A 12,228-nucleotide genomic window follows, 5' to 3' on the forward strand; every position below is an offset into this window, starting at 1 on the left:
TTTCTGAGTGGCACAAAAAACCCGGCCGAGGCCGGGTTTCTGGTCAAGCGATCACTGCATCCACGGGGGTGGCGGTGGCTCGTCGGACTTGCCTTTCGGCTCGTCGTCCGCTGCACGGATTGCCTGCTTGCGCTCCTCGTCGAGGCGCGCCGCTTCGATCTCGCGCAATACCCCGCCAACGTCGGCCAGGTCTTCCGGATCATCGAACTCACCGGTCAGCACACTGTTCGGGTGCAAGGTGCCAGCTTCGTACAACGCCCACATTTCCTTGGCGTACTTGGTCTTCTTCAACTCCGGGGCAAAGCGGCCGAAGTACGAAGCCATGTTGCCGACATCGCGCTCCAGCATGCTGAAGGCGTGGTTGTTCCCGGCAGCGTCGACGGCTTGCGGCAGGTCGATGATCACCGGGCCGGTCGGCGTCAACAGCACGTTGAACTCCGAAAGGTCGCCGTGCACCAGACCGGTACACAACATCAGCACGATCTGCGAAATCAGGAACGCGTGATATTCGCGCGCCTGATCCGGCTCCAGCACCACGTCGTTCAGACGCGGCGCGGCATCGCCGAATTCGTCGGCCACCAGTTCCATCAACAGCACGCCGTCGAGGAAGTCGTAGGGTTTGGGCACCCGCACGCCGGCACCGGCCAGACGGAACAGCGCCGCCACTTCGGCGTTCTGCCAGGCATCTTCGGTCTCTTTGCGACCGAACTTGGAGCCCTTCGCCATCGCCCGAGCCTGTCGACTGTTGCGAACCTTGCGGCCTTCCTGATACTCGGCCGCCTGGCGGAAACTGCGTTTGTTCGCCTCCTTGTAGACCTTTGCGCAACGTAACTGATTGCCGCAGCGCACCACATAAACAGCTGCTTCTTTACCACTCATCAGTGGGCGCAGCACTTCGTCGACCAGACCGTCCTCGATCAGGGGTTCAATGCGTTTTGGAGTCTTCATCAGCTTTTATTGTGGGTCCTTTATTACCAAACACGCGAATGTCACTCGTTATACGGCAATCCTCGCATCACGGGGAGGGGTTGCCGACCTGTGAACCTTGAGAATGCACACACTGTGCCGGATTGAACGGCGCCAACGCTACGCGTACATGACCGTTGCGAATCATAGCCGAGCCCACCGAACTTGTAGGCGCCCGTGTTCAAGGGCATTTGCGACAGAATCTGACAGTTGCCTTCACACCCGTCGCAAGATTTTTCCGCAGTGCCCTCAATTTCCCCGTTTTGCAGCCGAAGTCCTCAATGACAGAGGGATTTGTCCGACAATCGTTCCACAAAAATCAGCGATGTCGCACTCAGGGCAACGGGTGATCCACACCGTTTTCGGCTGCCAATAAACCACAAGTCATCTGCACTGCGTGGGCCTACAAGAAAATCTGGAGCGCGGATGAACATCAAACAGAAATTGACGTGGGCGTTTGCAATCATCGCCTGCTTGCCAGTGGTGCTGGTCGCGACCCTGGTGGTGATGAACCTGCGCAGCGATGCCCGGGACAGTTTTGTCGACAGTAGCGGTCGCGAGATTCGTCAGGTCAGCAATGCCATGCAGCTGTTTTTTGATGGCATCAGCCAGAACGTCGATTACCTGGCGTCGCAACCGCTGATCAAAAACACCGACGACAGCCTCAAGACCTACATGAGCGCCAACGCCGAATCCATCCCCCAGGGTGAGATGGATAAAAAGGTCTTCGCGTTCCTGCAGGATCTGGGCAACGCTCACCCGGCGTACGCCTATGCCATCGTCGGCACCGCCGCCGGCGGCTACGTGTCGTGGCCGGATGATCCCAAACTCAACAACTACGACCCGCGTCAACGGCCGTGGTACAAGGCGGCCCAGGCCAAACCGGGCAAACCGTTCCGGACCGCCGCTTACTACTGGGCGCAGGACGATGCGACCTACGTCAGCACCGTGCGCACCATCGACAACAAACTCGGCAGCAACGGCGGCGTGGTCAGCATCGACGTGACGCTCAAGCAGCTCACCGAGATCGTCAAGCAGATCAAGCTGGGCGAAACCGGCTACCTGATGCTCCTGGAAAACAGCGGCACGGTGCTGGTCGACCCGAAACAGCCGGAACACAATTTCAAGCCGCTGGACAGCCTCGGCGAAGGTTATGCGCAGCTGGCCAAGGCCGGCAAAGGCCTGGTCGAAGTCGAGCTTAACGGTGAGCGCTACATGGCCAACGTCTGGCCGTCGGAGCAATTGGGCTGGACCTTCGTCGGCCTGATCAAGCAGAGCGATGTGATGAGCTCGGCCACGCAACTGACCTGGCTGATCGCGATCATCGCCGCCGTGCTCGCCGTGCTGTTCGCCGTGGTCGGCGCCAGTTTTGCCAGCCTGATCGTGCGTCCGATCCGCAGCGTCGCCAATGGCCTGGAAGGCATCGCGCAGGGCGAAGGCGACCTGACCAAAAACCTCGACATCCGTGGCAACGACGAAACCGCGCAACTGGCCAACTGGTTCAATCAGTTCCTCACCGCAATCCGCAGTCTGATTCAGCACATCGGCGGCGCCGCCGGAAAAATCCTCGCCACCTCGCAGAGCTCGACCCGGGTCTCCAGCGACATGGCCGAAGCGGCCGGACGACAGCGTGAAGCGGTAGACATGGTGTCGACGGCGTTCCACGAAATGGTCGCCACCGCCAACGAAGTCGCCCGCTCGTGCAGTCAAGCGGCGGACTCCGCTGACAGCGGCCAGCGTCAGGCCCGCCAGGGGCAACAGCAGATTGATGCAGCCGTGCACAGCGTCGATCAACTGAGCCAGGAGCTGGAGCAGTCGGCACAGTCGATGCAGCAACTGGAGCGCGACAGCAACGATATCCAGTCGATCCTCGGCACCATCCGATCCATCGCCGAGCAGACCAACCTGCTGGCGCTCAACGCCGCCATCGAAGCAGCGCGCGCCGGTGAACAGGGGCGCGGCTTTGCCGTGGTGGCGGATGAGGTGCGCGCACTGGCCAAACGCACGGCGGACTCGACGGCGGAAATCGACGGCTTGCTCGGCAACCTGGCCAAGCGCACCAGCGAGGTCACGCAACAGATGCACGCCAGCCTGCAAGTCTCGCAGCAGTCGGTGACGCGCATCGGCGAAGCGCGCGAGAGCTTCGGTCAGATCCGTGAGTCGGTCGACGTGATTCGTGACATGAACACGCAAATCGCCACGGCCGCCGAAGAGCAGCATCAGGTGGCTGAAGACATCAATCGGCACATCAGCCAGATTCATGGCGATGCGCAACTGGTGGCGGAACTGGCGAACTCGGCACAGCAGGATTCGCAGAGTCTGGCGGGGCTGTCGAATGAGCTGGACGGGTTGGTACGTCGTTTTCGTACCTGAACCTCGGTCAGCCCTAACCCGGAGGGAGAGGGGGCTGACCGAGGTGTCTGGCGTTATACATCGACCTGAAATACCGCGTCGAATTTGGACTGGCAAAATTCTCCAGACTGGGTCGATTCTGGATTCAGCGTTGTTCTCTCACGTCAGCGTAGGTCTGCAATTTCCCGCGATCAGTCCCCTCTCCCTCTGGGAGAGGGCTAGGGTGAGGGGCCTTTTCTAGCGTTCGATAATGGCGGTGACGCCCTGCCCGCCCGCCGCGCAGATCGAAATCAGGCCGCGGCCCTTGCCCGCTGCGTCCAGCAACTTGGCCAGGTTGGCCACGATGCGCCCGCCGGTGGCGGCAAATGGATGCCCGGCCGCCAGCGAACTGCCCTTCACATTGAGCCGGCTGCGATTGATCGAGCCCAGCGGCGCGTCGAGGCCCAGACGGGTTGTGCAATATTCGGGATCTTCCCAGGCCTTCAGCGTGCACAACACCTGCGCCGCGAACGCCTCATGAATTTCGTAATAGTCGAAGTCCTGCAAGGTCAGGCCATTGCGCGCCAGCAAACGCGGCACCGCGTACACCGGAGCCATCAGCAGACCTTCGGCGCCATTGACGAAATCCACCGCGGCCGCCTCACCGTCACGCAGATAAGCGAGGATCGGCAGCCCGCGCGCGTTCGCCCATTCCTCGCTGCCCAACAGCACCACCGAAGCGCCATCAGTCAGCGGCGTGGAGTTGCCCGCCGTCAACGTGCCCCTGGCGCTTTTCTCGAAGGCTGGCTTCAGCGTGGCGAGTTTTTCCAGGGTCAGGTCCGGGCGCAGATTGTTGTCGCGGGTCAGGCCGAGGAACGGCGTCATCAAATCGTTGTGCCAGCCTTCGCTGTAGGACGCAGCGAGTTTGTGGTGGCTTTCGAGGGCCAGTTGATCCTGTTCTTCGCGCGGGATGTTCCAGGTCTGCGCCATCAACTCGCAGTGTTGGCCCATCGACAGCCCCGTACGCGGCTCGCCATTGCGCGGAAACTCCGGAATCAGGTGTTGCGGCCGCAGTTGCAGGAAGGTCTTCAGTTTGTCGCCGGTGGTCTTCGCGCGGTTGGCTTGCAAGAGGATTTTGCGCAGGCCTTCGCTGACGCTGATTGGCGCGTCCGAGGTGGTGTCGACGCCGCCGGCAATGCCGCAATCAATCTGGCCGAGGGCAATTTTATTGGCCACCAGCAATGCTGCTTCCAGGCCGGTGCCGCAGGCTTGCTGGATGTCATAGGCCGGGGTGGTCGGGGACAGGCGTGAGCCCAGCACGCATTCGCGGGTCAGGTTCATATCCCGTGACAATTTCAATACTGCGCCCGCCACCACTTCGCCAATGCGCTGGCCGTGCAGGTTGTAGCGTTCGATCAGGCCTTCCAGAGCGGCGGTGAGCATTGCCTGATTGCTGGCGGTGGCGTAAGGCCCGTTGGAACGGGCGAAAGGGATACGGTTACCGCCGATGATCGCGACGCGGCGCAGCTGACTCATGAATAACTCCTTGTTGAATATCCGGGTTCATAGAGAACCCTGTGGGAGCTGGCTTGCCAGCGATGGGGCCGGCACCTCCAACCTTTTCAGTGGCTGACACTCCGCTATCGCTGGCAAGCCAGCTCCCACAGGGTCGGTGGTCTACTCTGCTGTTCTAGCGTAGGCCTTATTGCGTGGATCGAACGATTGATTGCCGTGGGTAGTCCACACTTTGAACCCCAACTTTTGGAGAGCGTTCCATGTCTGACCGCTATATCGACTTCGCCAACTCGTCCATCGGCCACCGTTTGGTCGGGGCTTTGGGCCTGCCGTCGCCGGTGCGACTGGAACGCTGGCAGGCCGGGCGCCTGCGGCCGGTGGACGGTGCGCTGCTGCTCGGTGGCGGGCCGCTGGCAGAGCGGGTCAATGCCTTTGCCAACCGCCTGACCGATGCGATCTACAGCTACGGCACCGAACCTTCGATGGCCGCCGCGTGGATTCCCGGCCACGGCCCGAAACTCAAGGCCGTGGTGTTCGACGCCAGCGACCTGCGGCACACCGATCAGCTCAAGCAGTTGCGCGAGTTTTTTCAGCCAATGATGAAAAATCTCGAGCACAGCGCGCATCTGGTGATTCTCGGCCGGGCGCCGGAAACCCTGCGCGATCCCTTTGCGGCCAGCGCGCAACGGGCGCTGGAAGGTTTCTCGCGCTCGCTGGCCAAGGAGCTGCGCAGCGGCGGCACCCTGCAACTGATTTATGTCGGCGAAGGCGCCGAAGATCAGCTGGAAGGCCCGCTGCGGTTTTTCCTCTCGCCGAAAAGTGCGTTTGTTTCCGGGCAAGTGATTCGGCTGACGGCGTGCACCACGCCAGTGACCGACTGGACCCGCCCCCTGGCCGGGCGCAAGGCGCTGGTCACCGGCGCCGCGCGGGGCATTGGAGCGTCCATCGCCGAAACGCTGGCCCGTGATGGCGCCGAGGTGATTCTGCTCGACGTGCCGCCGGCCAAGACCGATCTTGATGCCCTGGCGGCGCGCCTCGGCGGTCGCAGCATCACCCTCGATATCTGTGCCGAAGACGCTGCCACGCAACTGATCGAACACCTGCCGGATGGCCTCGACATTCTGGTGCATAACGCCGGCATCACCCGTGACAAGACGCTGGCCAACATGACCCCGGAATTCTGGGACGCGGTGCTGGCGGTCAACCTCAACGCCCCGCAAGTGCTGACCAAGGCCCTGCTCGACAACGGCACCTTGCACGACAATGCACGGGTGATTCTGCTGGCCTCGATCAGCGGCATCGCCGGCAACCGCGGGCAAACCAACTATGCCGCGAGCAAGGCCGGGTTGATCGGACTGGCTCAGGCGTGGGCCCCGACATTGCTCGAGCGCGGTATCAGCATCAATGCCGTGGCACCGGGTTTTATCGAAACCCAGATGACCGCGCATATCCCGTTCGGCCTGCGCGAAGCCGGGCGGCGCATGAGTTCACTGGGCCAGGGCGGCTTGCCCCAGGACGTCGCCGAAGCGGTGGCATGGCTGGCGCAACCGGGCACTGGCGCGTTCACCGGCCAGGCGCTGCGGGTCTGCGGCCAAAGTGTTCTGGGGGCGTAGACATGAGCATTGAATGGCACACCCTCCACCGCGAACCGCGCCTGCCCGGCCTGTACGTGCGGGCCGCGACGCGTCGCAAGATCACCGGCACCCAGTTGCCCGACAACGGTTTGCGCTGCTGGGTCGATGTCGACGCACAGAAACTGGCGGCCTATCGCAAGGTCTGTGGTTTTGCCGATGACGGCCTGTTGCCGCCGACTTATCCGCATATCCTCGCCTTCGCGTTGCAGATGCAATTGCTCACAGCGAAAGACTTTCCGTTTCCGCTGCTGGGGCTGATTCACCTGAGCAACTGCATCCGCGTAGTGCGGCCGATGGGCGGGATCAGTCGCGCGCAAGTGAGCGTTCGCGTGCTCAACCTGCAACCGCATCCGAAGGGCGCGACGTTTGATGTGCTGACCACTCTGGACGACCAGCTCGGACCGCTGTGGGAAGCCGAAAGCCGCATGCTCTGTCGCGGGGTGAAACTGGCAGGCGAGTCGCCCGAACAGGACTGGGAGCCCGCGCAAACGCTGGTGGAAGTGGCGCACTGGAAAGCCCCGACGGACATCGGCCGGCAGTACGCCAGGGTGTCCGGAGACTACAACCCGATTCATCTGAGCGCCGCGAGTGCCAAGGTATTCGGCTTCCCCACGGCCATCGCCCATGGCTTGTGGAACAAGGCTCGCACGCTGGCAGCGCTGGCCGATCACTTGCCCCGGGCGAATCTGGAAATCACCGTGCACTTTCGCAAACCGGTGCGCTTGCCGAGCGAGGTGACACTGCTGGCGAGCGCGCCTGGGTCCAGCGGTGAATTGCGCCTGGTGGGCGCCGGGGATCTGCAACACATGGTTGGGCAGTGGCAGCCGCTGGCCTGAACAACCGGGAAAATGGCCTGCTGCCTGTGGCAAGGGGATTTATCCCCGTTGGGGCGCGCAGCCGCCCCAGCACAAGCACCTGCGGTGAATCTGATACACCCGGTACATCTCATTACGACGGCTGCGCCGCCGAGCGGGGATAAATCCCCTCGCCACAGATGCTCCGTTGCGTGCATTTCACTGGCGGGGCAAGCCTGTAAATTGTGTATATATCACTTAAGTTTTTCTTCGCGCTTCGCTCCCTGCGGCAAAAAACCCGGCCTTGATTTTCAAGGCTTTTTTTGCCCGCCTATCACCCCGGTATTAGTTCTTAGGCACTGCGCAGCCCCTCATATATAAAGGCGTTAATACCAACTTGAGAATGGCGTGAACCGACCCTGCGATTGAGATTGGCACCACGGACGAGGCATTGCCGGCGACAGATCGGCGAGCCATCGAAAACGACGAATGTTGTGACAGGTGCAAGGAATCTCAATCATGAAAACTCAAGGCGTGTGGTGCAAATCGGCAATTACTCTGGCATTGATCCTCTCCCTCGGCCTCGCCGGCTGCAGCAGTGGCGGTGGTGGTCATCGCAGCAGCTCGGGCAGCTCATCCTCCGATGGCGCGGCACCAGGAGCGGCTGACGGCGGCACCAGTGGAACCGGTGGTTCAAGCGGCACCGACGGTACTGCGGGCACGGGCGGCACGGGCGGCACTGGCGGAACCGGTGGCACGACCACCCCGACAACACCAACCACGCCGACCGATCCGGGCGGTCCAACCACCCCGACCACCCCGACACCTTCAGCCCTGGTGACCAGCACCCTGGTCCAGGATGTCGGTAATACCGTCGCCGGGGTCGGCACTGGCGTCGGTCAGGTCGGCGACTCCCTGAGCGCCGTGCCTGTGGTCGGTGGCGTGGTGCAAAGCGCCGCCAAAACAGCAGGCAACGTGGTCACCACACTGGGTGATGGCGTGGCCAACGGCATCGGCAAGTTAGGCACCGTCGATAACGGTCTGGGTGTCACCGCGTCGTCCGTCGGCGGCGTGGTCGCGGATGTCGGCAGCGGCGTCTCGGACCTGAGTGGCAAGCTCGCCACCGCCACCAACAGCGTTCCCGTGGTGGGCGGCGTGGTGACCAAAGTCGCACCGGTGCTCGACGGTGTTGGCGAGAAAGTCACCATGCTCGGTGACACCCTCAGTGTCGCCACCACCACCGGGCCGCTCGGTTCCGTGACCAAGAGTGTCGGCAACGGGCTGGTGCCGGTGATCGCCATGGTGGAAAGCACCACCGACAAAGTCGGTGATGCAACCGGGCTCGGCGCTCCACTCAACGGCCTGATCAAACAAGTCGGCACTGCGGTTGACGGCGTGGGCGACAAAGTGACCGGCGCCGGCAACGGCAACGCGCTGACCAATACGGTCGGCGGCGCCCTGAGCAACGTCGGCACGGCGGTCGGCAAAGCCGGCGGACTGGTGGACAACGGCACCGCTTCAGGGGGCGTCGGCGGCGGTCTTGGCGGCGGTCTCGGTGGCACCGGCCTGCTGCAAACGGTCGGTGGCGCAGTGGTCAACGTCGGCAGCGGCCTGAACGCCGGCAACACCAACGGCGCGGTCAGTGCCGGTGGTGTCGCGGTAGGCGGACTGGGCAACACCATCGCCTCGCTCAACACCGTGCTCGGCGGTTCCGGTACACCGATCACTGGCACCACTGCACCGCTGGCGGGAGTGGGCAACAGCGTCGGTACGGCACTTAATCCAGTGACCACCGCGGTCACCGGTCTGACCCAAAACGTCGGCGCTGCAACCGGTCTCGGCACTCCGGTCGCCGGTCTCACCGGTCAGGTCGGCGGAGCGGTCAGCAATGTCGGCGCCACCATCGCGGCCACCAACAATCCGGTGACCACAGCAGTCGGCGGTCTGGTCAGCAACGTCGGAGCCACCGTCGGCGCAGTCGGTGGCCTGGTCAACGGCGGCGCCACCACCGGAGGCACGGCAACCGGCGGACTGGGCGGCGTACTGGGCGGCCTGACCGGCACCCTGGGAGGCAACAAACGCTAAATTGCACCTGGCCGATTCGACGGCCTCACCTACAGCGCCTACGCTTGGTTGAGGGCGGAAGACTCCGACGAGTCTTCCGCTTTTTTCTTAGGAAAAAACAGCCCTGTGCTGCGACCTGACCACGGAGTGTCCTATGCGCGTAATGGCATCCCTGCTGTTTCTCAGTCTCAGTTCCGCCGCTTTCGCCGACACCCTGCCCAGTTTTCTCAACAGCAACGAAACCATCCGCAACCTGCCCGTACCGAACCTGCCCGCCGATGCCTATCGGCCGGCCGCCACCCCGGTGCTCGTGCCGGAACCCGGAGCGGCCACTGCGCAGCCGCTGATGCTGGAAACCCGAATCAACCTGAAAACGGTGCAGATTGAAGGCGGTACGATCTACCCGCTCAACGAGTTGGCCGAGATCTACAAACCCCTGATCGGTCACCCGACCAGCCTCGCCGATCTGATCGAAGCCACCCGCAACATCACCCGCCGCTATCAACAGGACGGCTATCTGCTGTCCTACGCGTTTTTGCCCCAACAGAAGTTCGACGACGGCGTGGCGCGGGTGGTGTTGGTTGAGGGCTATGTCCGGGATATCCAGATGCAGGGCGATGTCGGGCGGGTCAAAGGCCTGCTCGACGAACTGGCGGCGAAAATCCAGGCCGAACGGCCGCTGACCCGCAAGACTTTCGAGCGCTACACCACGCTGATGACCCGCATTCCCGGGGTGACGGTACAGGCCCGGGTGCCACCGCCGGGCACCACCGACGGCGCCACCACCCTGGTCGCCCAGGCCAGCCGCAAACCCTTCACCAGCACCCTGAGCACCACCGAAGACAATCGCAATGGCACCCAGGCATTGCTGGGTGTCAGCAGCAACTCACAGACGTCGATGGGTGAGCAACTGACCCTCAGCGGCCTGTTTCCGCCGGGGGACGATCACGAGCATTACTACCGCCTGGACTACAACCAGTTCCTCAACAGTGAAGGCACGCAGTTGAGCCTGTTTGCCTCGCGCTACCGCGCCGACCCGGGTACCAATCTGGTCACCAGCGACGGCTTCGAACTCAAGCCGCACAAGGAAGACGACCGTTACTCGATCGGTGTCAGCCACCCGTTCATCGCGGCGTCCAACGAACTGCTCAATGTCGGCGCGCGGCTGTATGCGGTCGATAGCAGCACCCGCTACAACGTGATCGGCTTCCCCCTGAGCATCGAGGAACGGACCGACGTCCGCGCCCTCGCTTTCGAAAGCGACTGGCGCAAGGCCGATGCCCGCCGGTTGCGGATTCTCAGTGGCGGTGTGTATCAGGGCTTCGACAGCATGGGCGCCCATAGCAACAACCCGGCGCTGGACCTGAACTTCCTGCGCCTGCGCCTTTCCGGCGTGCAGAGCGACAAATTCCTCGACAACTGGCAAGGCGTGCTCTCGGCGGCGGGGTACTGGAGCAATGACACCTTGCCCGACAGCGAGCGCGCAGTGTTTGGCGGGCAGAACTTCGGTCGGGGCTACCCGGACGACCAGGCCTCCGGCGACAAAGGCTGGGGCGCGGCGTACGAGGTCAACTACAGCTTCAATCGTGATGGCAACTGGGTGCGCATCCTGCAGCCGTACGTGGTACTGGATCGCGCGAAAACCTGGTTCAACCAACTGGCGGTGCAGAGCAGCGACCTGTCATCGGCGGCCATCGGCCTGCGGTTTGGCGACGCCAAGTACTACAACATCGCGCTGGAGGCAGCGAAAGCGATGTCCGATGAAGCGCTGGACACCCACAACCGGCGCATGAGGTACAGCATCAGCTTCAGCTATCAGTTGTAGGGCAAGCCCTGCGAGTTTGACCAAGTGCCCTCGCTGGCAGGCCGGCTCCCACAGGGGGACTACATCCCCCAGTGAGGCCCGCCCGCTGGCGATCAACAACGCCCGGCCTAAGGTGTCCCGCCCCCAGATCCACTGTCGACCTTGCCACCCTGCTGCTGATCGTAGAACTGCGGAATATCGTGCTGGTAACTTTTCAACCAGCGCTGCATGGCCAGCTCGCGCTCGGTCGGCGTGACGGTTTGCAGGGTCGGCGAAGGCACCTTGTTGCGCGCCTGCAGCTGCAACCAGCCTTCGGTTTCCTGTTGCTCGGCCGAAGCCGGGCCCGCGTCGATGGCATGACTGACCAAGGGCAAGGCCAGCAGACTGAAGCAGACAATCGCAGCTCTCATCGCAGTTCTCCTTATTTGAGCATGGCCGTGACAGCGGCCGGGGCCGGGACTTTCGCCGGCACCTTGAGCTGTTCCGCGCGCCTCTGCGCTTCGCTGAATTGCTCGGGGCTCAGGCCGAGGCGACTGACCAGTTCACCGGCACGGTTCCAGTCATCCTGATACAGCAACAGCGTGACCAGATTCAGCGCGGCCAGTTGATCGCTTTGCTTGAGCTCCATCGCCGTCAGGAATTCGAAGCGCGCGTCTTCAATGCGCAGTTGGTTGAGGTAGACCACGCCGAGGTCATTGCGGATTTTTTCGTCGGTCGGCGCCAACCGTGCGGCGCGTTGCAGATGCGCTTGAGCCTGACCGTAATTGGCCTTGGCCGCCGCCAGTTGACCCAGACCGTGCTCGGCCTCGGCCGCCAGGCAACTGCCGAGCAGGCCTCGATAAAGCGGCTCGGCCTCACTGCGGCCGAGCAAGCGGTAAACCCGGGCCTTGCGCAGGCGCACGTCGGCGAGGTTGTCCGGCAGGCTCTGCAGGTTGGCGAGGCTGGCGTGCAGCTTGCCGTCCTTGACCATATCGTCGGCGAGGTTCAGCGACAGTTGTTGCTCGGAACTCAATTGGCCGCAGCTGGCGTTGCTGCTCAGCGCCGCCCAAGGGGTCTGCCCAGTATTGGCACAGCCCCCGAGCAACAGAAGACAGGTACCTGCAATCATTGCTTTCATTTC

9 protein-coding genes and 1 pseudogene are annotated in these 12,228 nt (G+C 62.8%); 6 read left to right on the plus strand and 4 right to left on the minus strand.

What is annotated here, in order from left to right; all coding sequences use genetic code 11:
• Positions 1–51 precede the first annotated feature (51 nt).
• A complete protein-coding gene (locus K5Y35_RS04105) occupies positions 52–948 on the minus strand; it encodes a PA4780 family RIO1-like protein kinase (protein ID WP_123471103.1) in 897 nt (298 codons plus the stop codon).
• Between the two features lie 600 nt (positions 949–1,548).
• On the opposite strand from K5Y35_RS04105, the pseudogene K5Y35_RS28075 reads away from it, so the two are divergent.
• Together K5Y35_RS28075 and K5Y35_RS28080 are read left to right on the plus strand one after the other, a co-directional pair.
• Positions 1,549–2,433 (plus strand): annotated as a pseudogene (locus tag K5Y35_RS28075) (cache domain-containing protein); the annotation flags it as partial.
• Between the two features lie 201 nt (positions 2,434–2,634).
• Positions 2,635–3,339 carry a methyl-accepting chemotaxis protein gene (locus K5Y35_RS28080; RefSeq protein WP_410055919.1) on the plus strand — a complete coding sequence of 235 codons (705 nt, stop codon included), beginning with the start codon at positions 2,635–2,637 and terminating at the stop codon, positions 3,337–3,339.
• 216 nt (positions 3,340–3,555) lie between these two features.
• Here K5Y35_RS28080 and K5Y35_RS04115 read toward each other — a convergent pair whose 3' ends face one another.
• On the minus strand, positions 3,556–4,833 hold the full coding sequence (locus K5Y35_RS04115; RefSeq protein WP_222833729.1) for an acetyl-CoA C-acetyltransferase: 1,278 nt from the start codon (positions 4,831–4,833) through the stop codon (positions 3,556–3,558).
• A gap of 239 nt (positions 4,834–5,072) precedes the next feature.
• Here K5Y35_RS04115 and K5Y35_RS04120 point away from each other — a divergent pair, with 239 nt between their 5' ends.
• From K5Y35_RS04120 to K5Y35_RS04135, 4 genes are all read left to right on the plus strand, one after another.
• The gene (locus K5Y35_RS04120; RefSeq protein WP_222833730.1) at positions 5,073–6,425 is read left to right on the plus strand and encodes a 3-oxoacyl-ACP reductase; all 1,353 of its coding nucleotides are present in this window, start codon (positions 5,073–5,075) and stop codon (positions 6,423–6,425) included.
• 2 nt (positions 6,426–6,427) lie between these two features.
• Entirely contained in the window at positions 6,428–7,282 is an 855-nt protein-coding gene (locus K5Y35_RS04125) for a MaoC family dehydratase (protein WP_222833731.1), read from the plus strand.
• Positions 7,283–7,759: 477 nt separating this feature from the next.
• The gene (locus tag K5Y35_RS04130; RefSeq protein ID WP_222833732.1) at positions 7,760–9,325 is read left to right on the plus strand and encodes a collagen-like triple helix repeat-containing protein; all 1,566 of its coding nucleotides are present in this window, start codon (positions 7,760–7,762) and stop codon (positions 9,323–9,325) included.
• 133 nt (positions 9,326–9,458) lie between these two features.
• Positions 9,459–11,129: a ShlB/FhaC/HecB family hemolysin secretion/activation protein gene (locus tag K5Y35_RS04135; protein ID WP_222833733.1), complete on the plus strand. Its 1,671-nt coding sequence runs from the start codon at positions 9,459–9,461 to the stop codon at positions 11,127–11,129.
• A 107-nt stretch (positions 11,130–11,236) separates the two neighbouring features.
• Here the strand turns inward: K5Y35_RS04135 and K5Y35_RS04140 are convergent, their stop codons facing one another.
• Together K5Y35_RS04140 and K5Y35_RS04145 are read right to left on the minus strand one after the other, a co-directional pair.
• A complete protein-coding gene (locus tag K5Y35_RS04140; RefSeq protein WP_222833734.1) occupies positions 11,237–11,518 on the minus strand; it encodes a DUF3613 domain-containing protein in 282 nt (93 codons plus the stop codon).
• 11 nt (positions 11,519–11,529) lie between these two features.
• On the minus strand, positions 11,530–12,225 hold the full coding sequence (locus K5Y35_RS04145) for a hypothetical protein (protein ID WP_222833735.1): 696 nt from the start codon (positions 12,223–12,225) through the stop codon (positions 11,530–11,532).
• Between the last annotated feature and the right edge of the window lie 3 nt (positions 12,226–12,228).

The sequence above is a fragment of the Pseudomonas sp. SC3(2021) genome, assembly GCF_019856535.1.
Taxonomy (GTDB): Bacteria; Pseudomonadota; Gammaproteobacteria; order Pseudomonadales; family Pseudomonadaceae; genus Aquipseudomonas; species Aquipseudomonas monsensis.